The 24,268-nt window shown below is 70.7% G+C and carries 1 protein-coding gene and 1 pseudogene; one reads left to right on the top strand and one right to left on the bottom strand.

The features are described 5' to 3' along the window. The first annotated feature begins 31 nt into the window (after window positions 1-31). Window positions 32-706 carry an isoprenylcysteine carboxylmethyltransferase family protein gene (locus OQ968_RS12005; RefSeq protein WP_324677956.1) on the top strand — a complete coding sequence of 225 codons (675 nt, stop codon included), beginning with the start codon at window positions 32-34 and terminating at the stop codon, window positions 704-706. Here the strand turns inward: OQ968_RS12005 and OQ968_RS24895 are convergent. Beyond that, window positions 682-24,261: pseudogene (locus tag OQ968_RS24895) on the bottom strand (amino acid adenylation domain-containing protein); the annotation flags it as partial. The gene OQ968_RS12005 and the pseudogene OQ968_RS24895 overlap by 25 nt on opposite strands. Between the last annotated feature and the right edge of the window lie 7 nt (window positions 24,262-24,268).

Consider the following 24,268-nt stretch of genomic DNA (forward strand, 5'->3'; position numbering starts at 1 on the left):
AGCGTGCGATACCGGACGGTGAGGAGGATCCGTGAAAGCCATCCTTAAGAGGCTGGTGCTCGGCCTGATCGAGCTTGCCGTGCTCGGATCGTTGCTGTTCTTGTCGGCGGGCACGCTGAACTATTGGCAGGCATGGCTTTTCCTTGCGGTGTTCGCCGCCACGACGTGGATCGCCGGGATCTACGTGCTGAGCACGAACCCCGACGCGCTGCAGCGCCGGGCGGGCGGGGGGCCGACGGCGGAGACCAGAACGGTGCAAAAGGCCGTCATGGGTGGCCTGTGGTTGTCGCTGGCCGCGATGGTCGTGGTCAGTGCCCTGGACCATCGCTTCGGATGGTCGCGGGTGCCGACGGCGCTCTGCCTGGTTGGCGATGTCCTGGTGGCCGTCGGACTGACCGTGTGGATGCTGGTGGTCATTCAGAACGCCTACGCGGCCGCTACCATCCGGGTCGAGGCGGGGCAGCAGCTCGTGTCGACGGGCCTGTACGGGCTGGTGCGGCATCCCATGTACACCGGCAACGTCATCATGATGGCCGGTGTCCCGCTTGCGCTCGGCTCCTACTGGGGACTGGTCTTCGTCGCGCCCGGCGTCATCGTGCTCGCGCTGCGCATCCGCGACGAGGAACGGCTCCTCGCGGAGGAATTGAGCGGGTACCGCGAGTACACCGGCAAGGTGCGCTATCGGCTGGTGCCATATATGTGGTAGCCGACGCGTCGGCCCAGCTCCCGGCTCAGGGCGCCGACGGATGGGGCGTCGAACAGGGCGGACACCGCCACGTCGGCGTCGAGGGACGCGTTGATCGCGGCGATCGCCCGCAGCGCCGCCAGCGAGTTGCCGCCCAGGTCGAAAAACGACTCGTCGACCCCGACGTCGTCCACCCCCAGCACCTGGGCGTAGATGCCGGCCAGGATCGGCTCCAGCGAGCCTGCCGGGGGCGCGTCCCCGGTGTCGTCGCTGTCGTGCTGCCCGGCGGGCCGCCGGTTGAGGCGTGCGCGTAAACCGTTGTCGGGCAACGCGATCGACGACAACAGCCGGGTGGGGTCGGCGGCCATGGCCGCCAACGTCTGGGTGAACCGGTCTATCAGCGCTTCGATGTCGGCCGGCTCGAATAGGTCGGTGCGGTATTGGACGCGAAGCTCGATCTCGGCGCCCGGGGCGGCCTGGATCGTCAGCGGGTAGTGGTAGAAGTCGCGGGTGCGCAGCTCGGCGACGGTCAACCCGTCGACGCTGAGCAGCGCGGCGGTGTCGACGGGGTAGTTCTCGTACACGAACACGGTGTCGAAGAGTCGATCGTGACCCGCGATGCGGTGCACGTCGCCGAGCCCGAGGTGCTGGTGCTCCAGCGTGCGGTTGTGGGCGTCTTGCAGCCGATCGAGCAGGCCCGCGACCGTCGTCGCCGCCGTGGTGTTCGCCCGCACGGGCACCGTGTTGATCAGCAAGCCCACCATGGACTCCACGCCGGCCACCTCGGGGGGCCGCCCGGAGACGACGGCGCCGAACGCGACGTCGTGCCGGCCGGTCAGCCACGTCAACAGCTGCGCCCAGGCGGCCTGCAACACGGTGTTGACCGTGGTGCGGCAGGAGCGCGCCAGCTCGCCCACCGCATCGGTGGTCTGCTCGGGCAGCCGGAAGGATGCGACGCCGCGCGGGCCCAGGCCCAGCCTGTCCGGCGGACCGACCAGGCTGGGCGTGTCGAAGCCGGCGAGCACCTCACGCCAGACCGATCGCGCGGCGTCCTGGTCTCGATCGGCCAGCCAGGTGAGGAAGTTGCGATACGGCGGGGCCGGGGGCAGTCGATGGCCGAAGTAGCTGGCGAAGATCTCCCGCAGCAGGACCTGCAGCGACCAGCCGTCGAACAAGATGTGATGGTTGGTGAGCACGAACCGGTGCCGATCGGGCGCGGTGTTGATCAGCGCCGCCCGGAAGGCCGGCTGGCCGGCAAGGTCGAACACCGCGGCGCGTTCGGCGGCGCACACCCGCCGCACCTCCGCCTCGACGTCGGCGCCCGCGTCGAGTTCGACGTACCGCCACGGCGCCACCGGGTCGGCCGGGACGATCTGCACCGGCTCGTCGAACTGCTCGGAGAACCGGGCCGCCAGGTTCGGATGCCGGTTGACCACGGTTTGCACCGCATCGTGGAGCCGGTGGGGGTCCAGCGGGCCGGCCACGGTGACATCCAGCTGCACCGCGTACACGTCGTCGTACAGGTCGTGGTCGCCCTGGGTGGCTCGCGCGTGAAAGAGCAGCCCCTGCTGCAACGGGGTCAGCGGCAAGACGTCGGCGAACTCGCACTGGCCCGCAAGCTCGTCGAGCTGCCGCTGGCTGAGCCGGGCCGGCGCGACATCCGAGGGTGTCAGCCCGCCCCCGCCGCCGCGCACGTGCGCGCAAATGCCGGCCAGCGCCTCGAACCACAACCGGCCCAGCCGGGCGACCCGCTTGTCATCCAATGCCGAGGCGCCCCAGGTCCAGTTCGCGAGCAGCCGCGGCCCGGCGTCGGTGTCGATGGTGCTGGCGTTGAGCTCCAGCGTGTGGGGCAGCGGCAGGGCGATCGCGGTGGCCGCGCCGCTGGCCGACAAACCCTCGTGGCTGACCCGCCACAGGTCGTCGGACACCTCGCCCGACGCGGCGCCCAGCCGCCCCAGATAGTTGAACCCGATCGGCGGGTCGGACTCGGCCAGGTCGACGTCGGGGTTGAGGTAGCGCAGCAGGCCGTAGGTCAGGCCGTCGGGCAGGGCGCGAAGCTGTTCCTTGGCGTCCTTGAGCGCCGCGCCCAGCGCGGCCTCCCCGGCCACCACCTGCTCCCAGGGCAGCCCGCCGACCGCGAGTGACACCGGGTATTTGGTGGTGAACCACCCCACCGTGCGGGTCAGGTCCACATCGGGTGCCAGCTCCTCGTGGCGGCCGTGGCCCTCGACGTCGATGCCGACCGGCGCACCGCCGGTGCCCAGAAACTCGGCCAGCGCCAACCCGAACGCGATCAACAGGATGTCTTGCACACCGGCGTGAAACGCCGCCGGCACCTCGCCGAGCAGCATGCGGGTCGTCTCGGTGTCCAGCTCCATCGACGAATGCCCGGCCGCGGCGAACGTGTCCACCTCCGGGCGCACCGCCGGCAACGCGGCCGGGGTCGCCGCCACCCGCCACCACGCCTCGGCTGTTGCCGCCACCGCCGCGGAGCGCGCGTGCTCGGCCAGCAGCCGCGACCACCGGGCAAACGACGTGCCGCCCGCCGGCAACGCGATCGGTTGCCCGCTGTGATGCTGGGCCCACGCGATGTTGAGGTCCTCCAACAGGATTCGCCACGACACGCCGTCGACGGCCAGGTGATGCACCATCAGCGCCAGGTGGGCCGTCGAGGTCACCCACAGCGCGCTGAGCATCACCCCGGCGGCGGGGTCCAGCCGCGACCGCGCCCGGACCAACGCCTCGTCGGACAGCACGTCCACCGACTGCAGGCACTCGCCGGCGTCCACCGACCCCACCTCGGGCACCCGCAACGACCATCCCCCCGCGCCGTCGTCCTCGATCCGCAGCCGCAGCATCGCGTGCCGATCCAGCAGGGCCTGCAGCACCACCACAACGTCGGCCACCGTGGCGCCCGCCGGGGCCGCCACCACCATGGTCTGGTTGAACTGCTCGACCGGGCCGTCCATGTCCTGCAGCCAGCGCATGATCGGCGTGGCCAGCACCGGCCCGACACCGTGGTCGACCACGCCGCCCGCGTCGCCGGCCACCCCCGCCACCCGGGCCAGCCGGGCCACCGTCTGCTCGACGAAGATGTCGCGCGGGCGACACACGATTCCGGCGGCCCGGGCCCGGGCCACGACCTGGATCGACAGGATGCTGTCCCCGCCGAGGTCGAAGAACGAATCGTCGACGCCGACGCGGTCGACCCCGAGCACCTGGGCGTAGATGTCGGCCAGGATCTCCTCGACGGCGTCGGCCGGGGCGCGGAAGTGATCCGCCTGGGCGTATGCGGGTGCCGGCAGGGCGCGGGTGTCGACCTTGCCGTTCACGGTCAGCGGCAGCGCCGGCAGCGCCACGATCGCGGCCGGCACCATGTAGGCCGGCAACCGCTCGGCCAGCTGGGCGCGTGCCTCGGCCGGATCCGCCGCCCCGGTGACATACCCCACCAGCCGCTTGTCGCCGGGGCTGTCCTCGCGGGCGATCACCACCGCCTGCCGCACCCCGTCCAGGCGGGCCAACGCGGCCTGGACCTCGCCGAGCTCGATGCGATAGCCGCGGATCTTGACCTGGAGATCCACCCGGCCGAGATACCGCAGCTGCCCGTCGGCGCCCCAGCACACCAGGTCCCCGGTGCGATACATCCGCAGCGCCGGCGCCCCGAACGGGCACGCCACGAACCGCGACGCCGTCAGCCCCGCGCGGCCCACATAGCCGTAGGCCAGCCCGGCGCCGGCCACATACAGCTCGCCGCCCACGCCCGGCGGCACCGGCCGCAGCCACTGGTCCAGCACGAAGAAGCCCAGATGGGCAAGCGGCACCCCGATCGGGCTGCTGTTGTCGTCGACGTCGCCGTCGGTGATTTCCCGGAACGAGGCGTGCACCGTCGTCTCGGTGATGCCGTACATGTTCACCAGGCGCGGTAAGCCGCTGTGGTTGTCCAGCCACGTCCTCAGGCGGTGTGGCTCCAGCGCTTCCCCGCCGAAGACAACCGTCTCCAGCTTGAGCTGTTGCCCCACGTCGGGTGCCAGCGCGTCGGCGGTCTGCAGCGCGTAGAACGCCGACGGCGTCTGGCTCAGCACGCTGACCTGTTCGGCGGCCAGCAGGGCGTGCAGCTCTTCGGGCGAGCGGGTCACCGACTCGGGCACCACCACCAGCCGCCCACCGTGCAGCAGCGCACCCCAGATCTCCCAGACCGAATAGTCGAAAGCCAGCGAGTGGCACAGGGTCCACACCTGCCCGGCGGACAACTCGAGATCCGCGTCCAACGACTCGAGCAGCCTGGTCACGTTGCGGTGCGCGACGGCGACGCCCTTGGGAACGCCGGTGGTGCCGGAGGTGTAGATCACGTAGGCGACGTCGTCGGACTCCGGCGCCGGCAGGCCCGTGTCGGGCTGGGTGTCGATGCGGGGGTCGTCGACGTCGATGACCAGCAGATCCCGCCCGCCCAGCCGCTCGGCGAACCCGGCGGTGGTGATCGCGGCGATCGGCGCGGCGTCGCCGAGCACGAACTCGATGCGGGCCGCCGGCACCGTCGGGTCGATCGGCACATAGGCCGCGCCGGTCTTGAGGACGGCCAGGATCGCCGCGACCGCCTCGGCCGTCCGCGGCATCAGCAGCGCCACCCGCTGCCCGGGACCAACGCCGTGGCCGGCCAACAGGTGCGCCAACCGATTCGACGCCTCGTCCAGCTCGCGGTAGGTCATCGAGCGGCCCTCACAGGTGAGCGCCACCGCCTCCGGGGCGCGCTCAACCTGCGCGGCGAACACCGCGGGAATCGACACCCCGGTCACCGGCTGGTGCGGGACCGCGCGACTGACCCAGCCGTGCAACCGGCCCTTGCCGGGCTGCAGGCCGACCACGATCGGGGCCGGCGCGTCCCTCGGCGGGGCCAGCGCGGCCCGATTGCCCCAGCGCTCCAGCCGGGCATGCTCGCCCGCGTCGAGCACATCCACCGACGAGAGCGGCCGCGCCGGATCGGCGGCCATCGCCACCACCACCCGCTGCAACCGCTCGATCAGCGTCTCGATGCTGGCCGCGTCGAACACGTCGGTGCGAAACTCGACCTGCCCGCCGATCCCGGCGGGCTCACCGTCCGGGGCCCAGCGTTCGGCCAACGAGAACGTCAGGTCCATGCGGGCGGTGTGGGTGTCGGCCCGCAGCGGGGTGACCTCCAGATCACCCAGCGTCACCCCCGCGGCGGGGTCGTCGCCCTGCCAGTTCTGCCAGGCCAGCATGACCTGGACCAGCGGGTGATGGGTCAGCGACCGGGTCGGGTTGAGCCGCTCCACCAGCACCTCGAAGGGCACGTCCTGGTGCTCGTAGGCGGCCAGGCTGCGGGAGCGCGCCTGCGCCAGCACCTCGGCGACGCTGGGGTCGCCCGCCACGTCGACGCGCAGCACCAGGGTGTTGACGAAAAATCCGACCAGCTCGTCCAGCGCCGGATCACGCCGCCCGGCGATCGGGAAGCCCACCGCCACATCGGAACTGGCGCTGATCTTCGACAGCAGCATCGCCAGCGCGGCCTGCATCACCATGAAGCTGGTCGCATTGTGCTCGTCGGCGAGCTCGCGCACCTGCGCCTGCAACTCGGCCGGCCAGTCCACGGCCACCGTGGCGCCGCGTTGATCGGCCACCGGCGGGAAGGGCCGATCGGTGGGCAGCGCCAGCCGCTCTGGCAACCCGGCCAGGGCCTCTTCCCAGTAGGCCACCTGCGCCCCGATGCGGCTGTCGCGGTCGTCGAGCTCACCGAATTGCGCGCGCTGCCACAGCGTGTAATCGACGTACTGCACCGGCAACGGCGCCCACCCCGGCGGCTGCCCGACGCTCCGACTGGCATACGCCACGCCCAGGTCCCGCACCAACGGCGTCACCGACAACCCGTCGGCGGCGATATGGTGCACCACCGCGACCAGCACGTGCTCGTCCTCGGCGACCCGGAAAAGCCTTGCCCGCAACGGAATTCGGGCCACCAGGTCGAACGGGCCGCGGGCCGCCTCCTCGATCGTCTCCTGCAGCCGGCTTGCCGGCCAGCCGACGGCATCGACGACGTCCCAACTGAAGTCGGCTCGATCGGCCGGCATCACCACCTGCTGGGGAATCCCGTCGGACGCGACGAACAGGGTGCGCAGGCTCTCGTGGCGGGCCACCACGTCGGCCAGCGCGGCGCCCAGCGCGTCGGCATCCAGCCGCCCGCCCAGCCGCAGCGCCACCGCCATGTTGTAAACCGGTGAGGGACCGTGCAATTGCTCCAGGAACCACAACCGGTTCTGGGCGAACGACAACGGCACCAGCGCCGGCCGCTCGCGGGCCACCAGCGGCTCGAGCGGCGTCCCCTCGGCGCCAACCCGGGGCGCCAGCTGGGCCACCGCGGGCGCCTCGAACAGCACGCGCACCGCGAGGTCGGTGTCCAGCACGGAGTTGATCGCGGCGATGACCCGCATCGCCGACAGCGAATCCCCACCCAGGTCGAAGAAGGACTCGTCGACGCTGACGCGCTCGAGCCCGAGCACCTGGGCGTAGATGCCGGCCAGCATGTCCTCGACGGGGTTGCTCGGGGCGCGGTAATGGTCGGCGTCGTGGTACTCCGGGGCCGGCAGGGCGCGGGTGTCGAGTTTGCCGTTGGGTGTCAACGGCAGCGCGTCGACCGCGAGCACCGCGGCCGGGACCATGTACGCGGGCAGCCGCTCGGCCAGCTGGCCCCGGGCCTGGTCCGGGTCCGCGGTGCCGGTGACGTAACCGACCAGGCGCTTGTCGCCGGGGCGGTCCTCGCGGGCGATCACCGCCGCCTGATCCACGCCGTCCAGCCCGGCCAGCGCCGCGCGGACCTCGCCCACCTCGATGCGGTATCCGCGGATCTTGACCTGCTCGTCGGTGCGGCCCAGGTATTGCAGCTGCCCGTCGGGGCGCCAGCGCGCTCGATCCCCGGTGCGATACATCCGCAGTCCCGGCCCGCCGAACGGGCACGCCACGAACCGCGACGCCGTCAAGCCCGAACGGCCCACATACCCGCAGCCCACCCCGGCGCCGGCGACGTACAGCTCCCCGACCACGCCCGCGGGCGCCGGCTTCAGCGACCCGTCCAGCACGAACAGCGCCGCGCCGCCGACGGGCGAGCCGATCGGCACCACGCTCGACCCCGCCTTAAGCGGCGCGCTGATCGCCACGCACATGGTGGTCTCGGTCGGGCCGTAGGCGTTGACCATGACCCGCCCGGGCGCCCACCGGTCCACCACCTCGGCCGGGCAGGCCTCACCGGCCATCACCAACGCCGTCGACTCCAACCCATCCGGGGACAGCATCGCCACCGCGGAGGGTGTCTGGGTCAGCACGGTGACCTGTTCGCGAACCAGCACGTCGTGGAAGTCATCGGGCGAGGCCGTCACCGCCTCGGGCACCACCACCACCCGGCCGCCCCGCAGCAGCGGGGCCAGGATCTCCCACGCCGAGACGTCGAACGCCAGCGAATGACACAGCGGCCATACCCCGGGCAACGGCAGCCCGGCGTCCAACGACGCCAACAGCTGGGTCACGTTCTGATGCGTGATGGCGACGCCCTTGGGGACACCGGTCGTCCCCGACGTGTAGATGAGGTAGGCGATGTCGGCGGGATCCGGCGGCGGCAGCGCGGTTCCGGGTGGGCCATCGGCGCGGGCGTCGTCGACGTCGATGACCGCCAGGTCGTACCCGTCCAGCTGCGACCCCAGGTCCGCCGAGGTGATCGCGGCGACCGGCGCGGCGTCCTCGACGATGAACTCCCGCCGGGCCGCCGGCACCAAGGGGTCGATCGGCAGGTACGCGGCTCCCGTCTTCAAGATCGCCAGGATCGCCACGACCGCCTCCGCGGACCGGGCAAACAGCAGCGCGACGTACTCGCCCGGGCCCGCGCCTTGCCCGGAAAGCAAGTGCGCCAACCGGTTTGACGCCTCATCCAGCTCGCGGTACGTCATCGCGCGGCCCTCGAAGGTCAGCGCCACCGCGTCCGGGTTCTGGGCCACCTGCTCGGCGAACAGCGCCGGAATCGACACCGGCGCGGCCGCCGGCCGGGTCAGGACCGCCCGGTTGCCCCACTTGTCCAGCTGGGCCTGCTCATCATCGTCGAGCAGATCGATCGACGACAACCGCTGCCCTGGACGGGCGCTCATGACTCCCGTTCCAGGTCGGCGGTCACCGCGACCACCGCGCGCCGCAACCGCTCGATCAGCGCCTCGACGGTTTCCGGGTCGAACACGTCGGTGCGAAATTCCACCTCCCCGCCGATCCCGGCGGGCTCGCCGTCCTCGGTCCAGCGCTCCACCAGGGCGAAGACCAGGTCCATGCGGGCGGTGCGGGTGTCCATGGGCAGGGACGAGACTTCCAGATCGCCCATGCTCAACGCGGCCGCGGGGTCGTCGTCCTGCCCGGCCACACTTTGCCAGGTCAACGCCACCTGGACCAGCGGGTGGTGGGCCAGGTTGCGGCTGGGGTTGAGCCGCTCCACCAGCACCTCGAAGGGCACGTCCTGGTGTTCGTAGGCGGCCAGGCTGCGCTCGCGCACCTGGGACAGCAACTCGTCGACGGTGGGATCCCCGGACAGGTCGATCCGCAGCACCAGGGTGTTGACGAAAAACCCGACGAGCTCATTGAGCGCGGGGTCGCGGCGCCCGGCGATCGGGAACCCCACCGCCACCTCGGTGCTGCCGCTGATCTTGGACAGCAGCACCGCCATGGCCGCCTGGACCACCATGAAGCTGGTCGCGTTGTGCTCGCGCGCCACGTCGCGCACCCGTTGCTGCACCTCCACCGGCCAGTCCACGGGCACGCTGGCGCCGCGGTAGTCGGCCACCGCCGGGTAAGGGCGATCGGTGGGAAGCTCCAATTGCTCGGGCATCCCGGCCAGGGCGTCTTCCCAGTAGGCCAGCTGCGCGCCGATGCGGCTGCCGCTGTCGTCGAGCTCGCCCAGCTGGGCGCGCTGCCACAGCGTGTAGTCGACGTACTGCACCGGCAGCGGCGCCCAGTCCGGGGCCTGCCCCGCGCACCGGCTGGCATAGGCGACACCCAGGTCGCGTACCAGAACGTTCACCGACCAGCCGTCGGCGGCGATGTGGTGCACCGCGGCGACCAGCACGTGCTCGTCGTCGCAAACTCGGAAAAGCCTTGCCCGCAAAGGGATCTCGTTCGCCAGATCGAACGTGTGACGCGCGACGGCGCCGACGGCCTCCTGCAACCGTTCCGCCGGCCAGCCGCCGGTATCGACGACCTGCCAACCGAAGTCGGCCTGCGCGGCGGGGATCACCACCTGCTGCGGGACCCCGCCGGGCGCGACGAACAACGTGCGCAGGGTCTCGTGGCGGGCCACCACGTCGGCCAGCGCGGCACCCAACGCCTCGGCGTCCAGCGGTCCGCCCAGCCGCAGCGCCACCGCCATGTTGTAGACGGCCGAGGGTCCCTGCAACTGGTCCAGGAACCACAACCGGTTCTGGGCGAACGACAACGGCACCACCGCCGGCCGCTCGCCGGGCACCAACGGCGCCAGCCCGCCGCCGTCTCCGCCGAGGCGGCGCACCAGCTCCGCGACGGTGGGCGCCTCGAACAGCACCCGCACCGACAGGTTGGCATCCAATGAATTGTTGACCGAGGCGATCACCCGCATCGCCAGCAACGAGTCCCCGCCCAGGTCGAAGAACGACTCGTCGACACCGACCCGCTCGAGGCCCAGGACCTGGGCGTAGATGCCCGCCACGAGCTGCTCGGTGAGGGTGTCCGGGGCGCGATAACCGCCGGCGTCGTGGTACTCCGGCGCCGGCAGGGCCCGCTTGTCGAGCTTGCCGTTGACCGTCAACGGCAGCGCGTCGAGCACCACCACCGCGGCCGGGACCATGTAGGCCGGGAGCCGGTCGGCCAGTTGGGCGCGCACCGCGGCCGGCTCTGCCGTCCCGGTGACGTAGCCCACCAGGCGCTTGTCGCCGGGGCGGTCCTCGCGGGCGATCACCGCCGCCTGCCGCACCCCGTCGAGGCCGGCCAGCGCGGCCTGGACCTCGCCGAGTTCGATGCGGTAGCCGCGGATCTTGACCTGGTCGTCGGAGCGCCCGAGGTACTGCAGCTGCCCGTCGGCGTTCCAGCAGACCAGGTCCCCGGTGCGATACATCCGCGCTCCCGGCGCGTCCGCGCGGGCGAACGGGCACGCCACGAACCGCGACGCGGTCAGCCCCGCCCGGCCCACGTAGCCATAGCCCGCCCCGGAACCGGCGACGTACAGCTCACCGATCACCCCGGGCGGCACCGGCTGCAACCAGGCGTCCAGCACGAAGAAGGCGAGGTGGGCCAGTGGCCCCCCGACGGGGCTGGAACTCCTGCCCGCGTCGCTGTCGACGATCTCCCGCAGCGAGGCGTGCACCGTCGTCTCGGTGGTGCCGTACATGTTGATCAGCCGCGGTAACCCGGCGTGGTGGTCCAGCCAGGTCCCGAGGCGCTGGGGTTCCAGCGCCTCGCCGGCGAACACCACCGTCTGCAGCTTGAGCTGCTGACCCAACTCGGGTGATTGCGCGTCGGCGGCCTGCAGCGCGTAGAACGCCGACGGCGTCTGGCTGAGCACGCCGACCTGTTCGGCGACCAGCAATGCGTGGAACTCCTCGGGCGAGCGCGCCACCGCCTCGGGCACCACCACCAGCCGGCCGCCGTGCAGCAGCGCCCCCCAGATCTCGCACACCGAGACGTCGAAGGCCAGCGAATGCCATTGCGACCACACCTGCCCGGCCAATTCCAGGCTGTCGTCCATCGACGTGAGCAACTCGATCACGTTGTGATGCGTGATCGCCACGCCCTTGGGCACACCGGTGGTTCCCGAGGTGTAGATCAGGTAGGCGATGTCATCGCCCGCGGGCGCGGGCAACCCGGTGCCGGGCCGGCTGCCGATCCGCCGGTCGTCGACGTCGATGACGAGCAGATCCTGCCCGTCCAGCCGCTCGGCCAGCCCGGCGGTGGTGACCGCGGCGATCGGCGCGGCGTCGGCGAGCACGAACTCCCGCCGGGCCGCGGGCACCGTCGGGTCGATCGGCACGTAGGCCGCCCCGGTCTTGAGCACCGCCAAAATCGCCACGATCGCCTCGGCCGACCGCGACAACAGCAGCGCCACCCGCTGCCCCGGGCGGGCACCGTGGTCGGCCAGCAGGTGCGCCAACCGGTTCGACGCCTCGTCCAGTTCGCGGTAGGTCATGCAGCGGCCCGCACAGGTGAGCGCCACCGCGTCCGGGGAACGGGCCACCTGCGCGCCGAACACCGCGGGAATCGACAGCCCGGTCGCGGGCTGGGGGGCCGCGCGATTCACCCACCCGTGCAACTTGCCCCCGGCCGCCTGCAGGCCAACCACGATCGGCGCCGGCGCGGGCCTTGGCTTGGCCAGCGTGGCGCGATTGCCCCAGCGGTCCAACCGGGCATGCTCGCCCGCGTCGAGGACGTCCACCGACGACAGCCGCCGCCCCGGATCGGCGACCATCGCCGCCACCATCCGCTGCAACCGCTCGATCAGCGTCTCGACGCTGGCCGCGTCGAACACGTCGGTGCGGAACTCCACCTCCCCGCCGATCCCGGCGGGCTCGCCCCCCTCGGTCCAGCGCTCGGCCAACGAGAACGTCAGGTCCATGCGGGCGGTGTGGGTGTCGGCCCGCAGCGGGCTGACCTCGAGATCACCCAGCGCCACCCCGGCGGCGGGATCGCTGTCCTGCCAGTTCTGCCAGGCCAACATCACCTGGACCAGCGGGTGATGGGCCAGCGACCGGGCCGGGTTGAGCCGCTCCACCAGCACCTCGAACGGCACGTCCTGATGCTCGTAGGCGGCCAGGCTGCGCTCTCGCACCTGCGCCAAGACCTCGGCAACCGTGGGATCTCCCGCCGCGTCGACGCGCAGCACCAGGGTGTTGACGAAAAAGCCCACCAGCTCGTCGAGCGCGGGGTCGCGCCGCCCGGCGATCGGAAAGCCCACCGCCACATCGGAACTGGCGCTGATCTTCGCCAGCAGCAGCGCCAGCGCGGCCTGCATCACCATGAAGCTGGTCGCATTGTGCTCGCGGGCCACCCCGCGTATCCGTTCCTGCAACTCGGCCGGCCAGTCGACGGCCACGGTGGCGCCGCGGTAGTCGGCCACCGGCGGGTAGGGCCGATCGGTGGGCAGCGCGAGCCGCTCGGGCAACCCGGCCAGGGCCTCTTCCCAGTAGGCCAGCTGCGCGCCGATGCGGCTGTCGCGGTCGTCGAGTTCGCCGAATTGCGCGCGCTGCCACAACGTGTAATCGACGTACTGCACCGGCAGCGGCGCCCACGCCGGGGCCTGCCCCGCGCAGCGGCTGGCGTAGGCCACACCCAGGTCCCGCACCAACGGGGTCACCGACAACCCGTCGGCGGCGATGTGGTGCACCACGGCGACCAGCACGTGCTCGTCGTCGGCGACCCGGAAAAGCCTTGCCAGCAACGGGATTTCGCCCGCCAGGTCGAATGCGTGCCGCGTGACTTCCTCGATGGCCTCCTGCAGCCGGCTTTCCGGCCAGCCGCCGACATCGATGATCTGCCAACCGAAGTCGGCGCGGTCGGCGGGGATGACCACCTGCTGGGGCGTTCCGTCGGGTGCGACAAAGACCGTGCGCAGGCTTTCGTGGCGGGCGACCACGTCGGCCAGCGCGGCGCCCAGCGCCTCGGCGTCCAGATGCCCGCGTAGCCGCAGCGCCACCGCCATGTTGTAAACCGGTGAGGGACCGTGCAATTGGTCCAGGAACCACAACCGGTTCTGGGTGAACGACAACGGCACCACCGCCGGCCGCTCACCGGCCACCAACGGTTCCAGGCCATCCCCGCCGGTGCCGATACGGGGCGCCAGCTGCGCCACGGTGGGCGCCTCGAACAGAATGCGCACCGCCAGGCCGGCATTCAGGGACTTGTTGGCCGCGGCGATCACCCGCATCGCCGACAGCGAATCGCCACCCAGGTCGAAGAACGACTCGTCGACACCCACCCGCTCCAGCCCGAGCACCCGGGCGTAGATGCCTGCCAGGATCTCCTCGACCGCGCCGGTCGGGGCGCGATAGACGCCGCCGTCCTGGTACTCCGGGGCGGGCAGGGCCCGGGTGTCCAGTTTGCCGTTCGGGGTCAACGGCAGCGCGTCGACGGCCACCACCGCGGCCGGAACCATGTAGGGCGGCAGCCGGTCGGCCAGCTGCGCGCGCAACGCGCCCGGCTCGGCGGTCCCGGTGACGTAGCCGACGAGACGCTTGTCGCCGGGGCGGTCCTCGCGGGCGATCACCGCCGCGTCGTCCACCCCGTCCAGCCCGGCCAGCGCCGCACGCACGTCACCGAGCTCGATGCGGTACCCGCGGATCTTGACCTGCTCGTCGGCGCGGCCGACGTACTGCAGCTGCCCGTCGGCGCCCCACCGCACCAGGTCCCCGGTGCGATACATCCGCAGTCCCGGCCCGCCGAACGGGCACGCCACGAACCGCGACGCCGTCAGCCCGGCGCGGCGCAGGTACCCGTAGCTGACGCCCCGGCCGGCGGCGTACAGCTCGCCGATCACCCCGGCCGGTACCGGCCGCAGCCATTTGTCCAGCACAAACAGCGCGGCCCCGGGCACCGGCGAGCCGATCGGCACCACCCCAGACCCGGCGGTCAGCGGTGCACTGAACGTCACGACCATCGTCGTCTCGGTCGGGCCGCAGGCGTTGAGCATCACCCGGTCCGGGGCCCACCGATCCACCACGTCGGCCGGGCAGGCCTCACCGGCCACGATCAGCGCCATCTCCCCCAGGCACTGCGGCGACAGCGTCGCCACCGCGGACGGGGTCCAGGTGAGCAGGCTGACTTGTTCCCGGACGAGCAGGGCGTGGAAGTCTTCGGACGCGGCCGCCACCGATTCCGGCACCACGACCACGCGCCCGCCGTGCAACAGCGGGCCCCAGACCTCCCAGATCGACGTGTCGAACCCGTAGGAATTGCACTGCGTCCACGCCCCGGTGGGTGGCACATATTCACCGGCCACCGTCAGGAACTGGGTGACATTGCCGTGGGTTACGGCGACGCCCTTGGGGACGCCGGTGGTGCCCGACGTGTAGATGATGTGGGCGATGTCGTCCGCGGCGGGTCCCGGCAATGCGGTGACGGGCTGGGTGTCGACGACGGGGTCGTCGACATCGATGACCGGCACACCGCACGCGCGCAGCCGGTCGGCGAGCGCGGGGGTGGTGATCGCGGCGATCGGCGCGGCGTCGGCCACCATGAACTCGATCCGCGAGTCGGGATGCGCGGGGTCGATCGGCAGATAGGCCGCGCCGGTCTTGAGCACCGCCGCGATCGAGACGATCGCCTCGGCGGACCGGGAGAACAGCAGCGCCACGCACTGCCCCGGGCCTGCCCCCCGGTCGGAAAGCAAGTGCGCCAATCGATTCGACGCCTCGTCGACCTCGCGGTAGGTCCACGACCGCTCCCCGCAGCTGATCGCCACCGCGTCCGGGGTCCGCGCCACCTGCGCGGCGAACAACGCCGGGATCGACGCCGCGGGGGGTGCCGGCTGGGTCAACACCGCCCGGTTGCCCCACCGGTCCAGCTGGGCTTGCTGCTCGTCGTCCAGCACGTGAATCGACGACAATCGCCGGGCCGGGTCGGTGGTCACGGCCAGCAGCACCCGCCGCAGCCGTTCGATCAGCGCCTCGATGCTGTCCGCGTCGAAAATGTCGGTGCGGAACTCCACCTCTCCGCCGATCCCGGCGGGCTCACCATCGTCGGTCCAGCGTTCGGCCAGCGAGAACGCCAGGTCCATGCGGGCGGTGTGGGTGTCCACCGGCAGCGGGGTGACCCGCAGATCGCCCAGGTCCAGCTGCGCGGCCTCGTTGTTCTGCCAGGCCAACAGCACCTGGACCAGCGGGTGATGGGCCCGGCTCCGGGTGGGGTTGAGCCGCTCCACCAGCACCTCGAAGGGCACGTCCTGGTGTTCGTAGGCGCCCAGGCTGCGCTCCCGCACCTGGGCCAGCAACTCGGCGACGGTGGGATCACCCTCCAGGTCGACCCGCAGCACCAACGTGTTGACGAAAGACCCGACCAGCTCGTCGAGCGCGGCGTCGCGGCGCCCGGCGATCGGAAACCCCACCGCCACATCGCTACTGGCGCTGAGCGTGGACAGCAGCACGGCCAGGGCCGCCTGGACCACCATGAAGCTGGTCGCATTGTGCTCACCGGCCAGCTCGCGCACCCGCGCCTGCAGGTCGGTGGGCCAGTTCACCGCCACGGTCGCGCCGCGGTAGTCGCCGACCGGCGGGTAGGGCCGATCGGTGGGAAGCTGCAAGTGCTCGGGCATCCCGGCCAGGGCTTCTTCCCAATAGGCCAGCTGGGTGCCGATGCGGCTGCCGCTATCGTCGAGGTCACCCAACTGCGCGCGCTGCCACAGCGTGTAGTCGACGTACTGCACCGGCAGCGGCGCCCAGTCCGGGGCCTGCCCCGCGCAGCGGGCGGCATAGACGACACCCAGGTCGCGCACCAGCGGAGCCACCGACCAGCCGTCGGCGGCGATGTGATGCACCGCGGCCACCAGCACGTGCTTGTCCTCGGCGATCCGGAAAAGCCTTGCCCGCAAAGGGATCTCGTTCGCCAGATCGAACGTGTGGCGCGCCGCGGCGCCGACGGCCTCGTCCAGCCGTTCCGCAGGCCAACCGCCGGCATCGACGACCTGCCAACCGAAGTCGGCCTGCTCGACGGGGATCACCACCTGCTGCGGGACCCCGTCGGGCGCGACGAACAGCGTGCGCAGGCTTTCGTGGCGGCCCACCACGTCGGACAGCGCGGCGCCCAACGCCTCGGCGTCCAGCGGTCCGTCCAGCCGCAGCGCCACCGCCATGTTGTAGACGGCCGAGGGCCCCTGCAACTGGTCCAGGAACCACAACCGGGATTGGGCGAACGACAACGGCACCACGGCCGGCCGCTCGCCGGGCACCAGCGGCTCCAGCCCGCCCCCCTCGGCGTCGATACGCGTCACCAACTCCGCGACCGTGGGCGCCTCGAACAACACCCGCACCGACAGGTCGGTGTCCAACGACTTGTTGACCGAGGCGATCACCCGCATCGCCAGCAACGAATCCCCGCCCAGGTCGAAGAAGGACTCGTCGACACCGACCCGCTCCAGCCCGAGCACCTGGGCGTAGATACCGGCCAGTATTTCCTCGGTGAGGGTGGCCGGGGCGCGAAAACCACCGGCGCCGTGGTACTCCGGTGCCGGCAGGGCCCGCTTGTCGAGCTTGCCGTTGACCGTCAACGGCAGCGAGTCGAGCACCACGATCGCCACCGGCACCATGTACGGCGGCAGCCGCTCGGCCAGCGTCGCGCGCGCGGCGCCCGGGTCGGCCATCCCGGTGACGTAGCCCACCAGCCGCTTGTCGCCGGGGCGGTCCTCGCGGGCGATCACCGCCGCATGCTCGACCCCGTCCAGGCCGGCCAACGCGGCCTGCACCTCACCGAGTTCGATGCGATAGCCGCGGATCTTGACCTGGTCGTCGGCGCGTCCCAGGTAGTCCAACTGCCCGTCGGCGCCCCAGCAAACGAGGTCCCCGGTGCGATACATGCGCGCTCCCGGCCCCCCGAAAGGGCACGCCACAAACCGCGACGACGTCAACCCCGCCCGGCCCACATAGCCATAGCCCGCTCCGGAGCCGGCCACATACAGCTCACCGACCACCCCGGCCGGCACCGGCCGCAACCAGCCGTCGAGCACGAAGAAGGCGAGGTGGGCCAGCGGCACCCCGACCGGGCTGACACTGCGGGTGACATCGGCGGCCACGATCTCCCGCAACGAGGCATGCACCGTCGTCTCGGTGGTGCCGTACATGTTGATCAGCCGCGGCAATTCCGGGTGGTTGTCGAACCAGGTCCTCAGGCGCTGCGGTTCCAGCGCCTCGCCGGCGAACACCACCGTCCGCAGCTCGAGCCCAGGTCGCCGGTCCGGTGCTTGCGCATCGACGGTCTGCAGCGCGTAAAACGCCGACGGCGTCTGGCTCAACACGCTGACCTGCTCCCTGGCGAGCAGGGCGTGGAATTCTTCCGGCGAGCGGGCCAGCGACTCGGGCACCACCACCAGCCGGCCGCCATGCAGCAGCGCACCCCAGATCTCACACACCGAGACGTCGAAGGCCAGCGAATGCCATTGCGACCACACCTGCCCGGCCAATTCCAGGCTGTGATCCATCGACGTGAGCAACTCGATCACATTGCGATGGGTGATCGCCACGCCCTTGGGCACGCCGGTGGTCCCCGACGTGTAGATCACGTAAGCCATGTCATCGGCGGCCGGCGCGGGCAAACTCGTGCCGGGCTGGGTGCCGATACGCGGGTCGTCGACGTCGATGACCGGCACACCGTGCCCGTCCAGCCGCTCGGCCAGCCCGGCGGTGGTGACCGCCACGATCGGCGCGGCGTCGGCGAGCAAGAACTCGATGCGCGCCGCCGGCACCACCGGGTCGATCGGCACATAGGCCGCCCCGGTCTTGAGCACCGCCAGAATGGCCACGATCGCCTCGGCCGACCGGGAAAACAGCAATGCGACCCGCTGCCCGGGGCCGACGCCGTGCTCGGCCAGCAGGTGCGCCAACCGATTCGACGCCTCATCGAGCTCGCGATACGTCATGCCGTGGCCGTCACAGGTGAGCGCCACCGCCTCCGGGGCACGCTCCACCTGCGCGCCGAACACCACCGGAAGCGACACGTCCGTCACCGGCGCCGTCAGCGCCGCCCGGTTGCTCCAGCCCTCCAGCCGGGCCCGCTCACCGGCGTCCAGCACCTCCACCGACGACAGCCGCCGCCCCGGATCGGCGATCATCGCCGCCAGCACCCGCTGCAACCGCTCGACCAGCGCCTCGACGCTGGCCGCATCGAACACGTCGGTGTCGAATTCGACCCGCAGGCCCAGCTCGCTGCCCGGCAGGACCTGGACCGCCAGCGGGTAGTGGTTGTATTCGCGGTTGGTGAACCCGGTGATGGTCAACCCGTTGGAGCCGAGAAACGCGGTGGTGTCGAGCGGGTAGTTCTCGAACGCGAAGAGGGTGTCGAACAGCTGGTCGTGACCGGCGATGCGGTGAATGTCGCCCAGCGCCAGATGCTGGTGCTCGAGCGTGTGGTTGTGGGCACTTTGCAGCTGATCCAGCAGTTCCGCCGTGGTGGTTGCCGGCGTGATGCGCGCGCGCATCGGCACCGTGTTGATCAGCAGCCCCACCATCGAGTCCGCGCCGAGCACCTCGGGTGACCGGCCCGAGACCGTGACGCCGAAGGCGACGTCATGCTGGCCCGTCAGCACGCACAGCAGCTGCGCCCAAGCGCCCTGCAACACGGTGTTGACGGTGGTGTGGCAGGCGCGCGCCAGCTCGCCGATGGCCCGCGTCGTCTCCTCGGAGAGCCGAAACGACGCAACGCCTCGCTCCCCGACCCGCAACCGGTGCGGCGGGCCGACCAGGGTCGGGGTGTCGAAGCCGGCGAGCACGTCACGCCAGGCCGTCTGGGCGGCCTCGAGGTCTCGATCGCCCAGCCAGGTGACAAACCGGCGGTACGGGACCGCCGCGGGCAGCGGCTGCCGGTAGTAGCTGGCGAAGATCTCCCCCACCAGGATCGGCAGCGACCAGCCGTCCACCACGATGTGGTGCAGGGTCAGCACGATCCGATGCCGGTCTTCCGCGGTGCGGATCAGCGCGGCCCGGAACGCGGGCTGGTCGGCGAGGTCGCAGACCGCGGCTCGTTCGGAGGCGCACACCCGCTGGACCTGCTCGTCGACGTCAACGTCGTCGAGATCAACGTCGCCGTGCAGGTCGACGTACCGGCAGGGCACCGCGGGATCGGCCGGGATGATCTGCACCGGCTGGTCGAATTGCTCGGAGAATCGGGCCACCAGGTTCGGATGCCGGCTGACTACCGCGTGCACCGCATCACACAGGCGGTCCTGGTCGAGCGGGCCGGTCACGCTGATATCCAGCTGAACCGCGTACAGATCGTCGCTGCCCACCGCTGAATTGGTGTGAAAGAGCAGCCCCTGCTGTAGCGGCGTCAGCGGTAGGACGTCAGCAATCCGCATATTGTCGCTGGAGCTCGTCGATCTGCTGCTGGCTGAGACCGGCAAGTGCGATATCGGACGGTGTCAACCCGCCCCCGCCGCGGCTGACATTGACGCAGATACCAGCCAGGGCTTCGAACCACAATCGGCTGAGCCGGTCGACCTTCGCGCGATCCAGCGCTGAGGGCGCCCAGGTCCAGCTGGCGTGCAGCCGCGAGCCGGTGTCGGTGTCCACGGTGCCGGCGTTGAGCTCCACGGTGTGCAGCAGTGGCATCCGCACCCCCGCGGACGCGGCGGTCAACGACAAGCGTTCTTCGCTGACCCGCCACAGATCACCAGATGCCCGGGCCGCTCGGCCGCCCAACCGGCCCAGATAGCTGAACCCGATCGACGGGTCGAACCCGGCCAGGTCGACATCGGTGTTCAAATAGCGCAGCGCACCGTAGCTCAGCGGATCTGGGAGAGCGCGAAGCTGTTCTTTGGCGGCTTTGATCACCGCTCCCAGCCCGGCGCCGCCGGATCTCACCTGCGCCCAGCTCAGCCCACCGACCGTCAAGGACACGGGGTATTTCGCCGTGAACCACCCCACCGTGCGTGACAGGTCGACATCGGCGGCCAGCCCTTCGTGGCGGCCATGGTCCTCGACCTCGATGCCGATCGGCACGCCGCCGGTGCCCAAGAACTCCGCCAGCGCCATCCCGAACGCGATCAAGAGAATCTCGTGCACCTCGGCGTGAAACGCCGCCGGTACGTCACCGAGCAGCATGCGGGTCGTGTCGACGTCCAGCTCCAGCGACAGGTGCCCGGCGGTGGCAAACGTGTCCACGGCGGGTTGCACCGCAGGCAACGCGGCGGGAACGGCGGCCACCTCACGCCACGCCTCGGCCTGGTTCAACACCGTGGCGCCGCCGGCGTAATCGGCCAGCAGCGACGCCCATCGGGCGAACGACGTCCCTCCAGCCGGCAATGCCACCGGCCGCCCGGCGAGATGTTGCGCCCAGGCGATGTTGAGGTCCTCCAGCAATATCCGCCACGACAGCCTGTCGACGGCCAGGTGGTGAATGATCAACGCCAACTGGCCGGTGGAGGCCACCCACACCGCGCTCAGCATCGCCCCGGCGGCCGGGTTCAGCCGCGACCGCGCCTTCACCAGCGCTTCGTTGGACAACACATCGACCGACTGCAGGCAATCGCCCGCGTCCACCGACCCCGCCTCGGGCACCTCTAACGCCCAACCGCCGGCGCCATCGTCATCGATACGCAGCCGCAACATCGCATGGTTGTCGAGCAGGGTCTGCAGCAGCACCACCACATCGGTTTCGCTGACCCGCGCGGGCGCCTGCACCACCATCGTCTGGTTGCAATGCTCGACGGGGCCGTCGACCTCCTGCAACCAGCGCATGATCGGCGTGGCCACCACCGGCCCGACACCGTCGTCGGCCAGGTCGCCGACACCGCCGGCCACCACGGCCACCCGCGCCAGCCGGGCCACGGTCTGCTCGATGAAGATGTGGCGCGGCCGACACAGCACCCCGGCGGCGCGGGCGCGGGCCACCACCTTCATCGCCAGCAGTGAGTCCCCGCCCAGGTCGAAGAACGAGTCGTCGACGCCGACGCGCTCGACACCGAGCGTCTGGGCGTAGATGGTCGCCAGGATCTCTTCGGTGGGGTTGCCGGGGGCGCGGTAACCGCCGCCACCGGCGTCCTGGTATTCGGGCGCCGGCAGGGCCCGCTTGTCGAGTTTGCCGTTGACGGTCAGCGGCAGGGCGGCCACCGCCACCACCGCGGCCGGCACCATGTACGCCGGCACCCGCTGGGCCAGCTCGGCACGTGCCGTCGCCGGGTCCGCCGTGCCGGTGACGTAGCCCACCAGCCGCTTGTCGCCGGGACGGTCCTCGCGGGCGATCACCACCGCCTGCTCGACGCCGTCCACCCCGGCCAGGGCGGCCTGCACTTCGCCCAGCTCGATGCGATGCCCACGGATCTTGACCTGCTCGTCGGCGCGGCCGACGTATTGCAGCTGCCCGTCGGGGCCCCAGCACACCAGGTCGCCGGTGCGATACATGCGCGCCCCGGACCCGCCGAACGGGCAGGCCACGAACCGCGACGCGGTCAACCCGCCGCGACGCCAATAGCCGCAGCCCACCCCGGCGCCGGCGACATACAGCTCGCCGACCACCCCGGTAGGCACCGGCCGCAACCATCCGTCCAGCACGAACAACGCTGCCGTCGGCAACGGCGACCCGATCGGCACCACACCCGATCCGGGTGTCAGCTGCGAACTGATCGCCACCCACATCGTCGTCTCGGTCGGGCCGTATTCGTTGATCATCACCCGCCCGGGCGCCCACCGATCCATCACTTCGGCCGGGCAGGCCTCGCCGCCCACCAGCAGCGCGACCGACTCCAAACCCTCCGGCGACAACGCCCCGACCGCGGACGGGGTTTGGCTCAACACGTTGACCCGCTCGGCAACCAGCAGGGCGCGGAAATCCTCCGGCGAGGCGGCCACCGATTCGGGCACCACCACCAGCCGGCCGCCCCGCAACAGGGCGCCGAAGATCTCCCAGCCCGAAATGTCGAAGCTGTAGGAATGCCACTGCGACCACACCCGCTCGGGTCCCGGTGGCAAGCCCGTGTCGTCGAGCGAGTCCGCCAGCTGGGTGACGTTGTGGTGAGTGATGGCCACGCCCTTCGGCACACCGGTGGTGCCCGAGGTGAACATGATGTAGGCAAGACCGTCAGCTGCCGGTACCGGCAACGCGGTGTCAGGCTGAGCCTGCACCGCAGCGTCGTTGACGTCGATGACCGCCAGCTCGCAGCCCTGCAGCCGATCGGCCAACTCGGCGGTGGTGACCGCCGCGATCGGCGCGGCATCGGCGAGCATGAACCCCACCCGCGGCCGCGGGTGCGCGGGGTCGATCGGCAAATAGGCCGCCCCGGTCTTCAGGACCGCCAGCATCGCGATGATCGCCTCGGCCGACCGGGAAAACAGCAATGCCACCCGCTGTCCGGGACCCGCACCCTGGCCGACCAGCAGATGCGCCAGCCGGTTGGTCGCCTCGTCCAACTCGCGGTAGGTCCAGGAGCGTTGCCCGCAGACCAGCGCCACCGCCTCCGGGTCGCGCGAAACCTGCGCGGCAAACACCGCCGGAATCGACAGCGCGGGCGCCGCCGGCTCGGTCAACACGGCCCGGTTGCCCCACTCAGCCAGCCGGGCCTGCTCGACCTCATCCGGCAGGTCCATCGACGACAACCGCCGCGCCGGGTCGGCGGCCATCGCCACGAACACCTGTTCCAGCCGCTTCGCCAAATCGGGGAGATCGCAGTTCGGAAGCAACTGGCCGCTACCCGGCGTCTTGAGGAACAGCTTTTCCTCGTCCCGGAAAAAGACCAGCCTGAACTGATCCCCCAGGCCATCATGGGTCAGCGTCGCCGTCACCGGTGAACCGGCAAGATCCGCCAAGTGTGTGACCGGGATGAAATTAACGGCTACCCGATTCGATGCCTCCTCGAGGCTGCGGAAACCCGTCTTGCTTTCCAGGGTGTGTACCGGGAACCGCTGATGCCGCACCGCTTCCCGGATTCGCGTGTCGACGTGTGCACAGAAGTCGGCGACCGTGGAACCCGGCGATGGCTTCAGGACCAGTGGGACCATTCCGGAAACCATTCCGGGCACCGTCTTCGATTCCTGGCGCACACGCCTGCTCACCGGAAAGTCGAATACGACCTCCGGATCCTCGACGTCGCACCCGCGAACCAGCAGCGCGCATGCCGCGGTAATCGCCGCCGATCGACGGACACCCAGCGTCTGCGCCACCTTGTCAATCGCGGCTACCGCGTCGGGGTCCAATTGAACGGGTAACGAAGATTCATCGGCATTGCGCCCGCCCGCGGCGTCCGCCAACCGATGGCGCGGTTCAGTCTCCGGCGGCAGGTTTGCGGCCCAATATTCCTGATCTTCGAGATAGTCGGTGGATGATTCGTACTCCAACTCGCAATCGATCAGATCGCGCAGCGAACCGAAATAATTAGCGGGGAGCGATTCGCCGGAGGCAATCGCGGTATAGCTGGTCGCGATCCGGTGCAGCACCAGCGCGACGCTGATGCCGTCGGCCACTATGTGATGGCAGCAGATGAATACATAAGTTTCATCTATGCGGGTCTGCAAGAACGCGAATTTGAACAGCGGGCCACTGAGCGGCATCGCGGTGCGCTGAATCGACGAGGCCAGCCGATAGGCGTCGCGCTCCGGATCCTGCGATCCGGTGAGGTCGTAGTGGGTCATCTCGACGTGGGGGTCGTCGACCACCTTTTGAATGACCTGGCCGTCGACCTGGAAAAAGGCGGCCCTCAGTGGCTCGGCCTCGTGCACCGCTTGACGGATCGCCGACTCGAGCAAATCGGTGTCGATCGGGCCCGCGATTTTCACAAATACGCCCAGCTGCCACCTGGCGCCGAACCGACCTGTTTCCTCAGCAAGCCATATATCCAGCTGTCCCCGCGTCAGCGGAAGCGTTCGGTCGTCAGGTCCCATACGACTC

It is taken from the genome of Mycobacterium sp. 663a-19, assembly GCF_035616495.1.
Taxonomy (GTDB): Bacteria; Actinomycetota; Actinomycetes; order Mycobacteriales; family Mycobacteriaceae; genus Mycobacterium.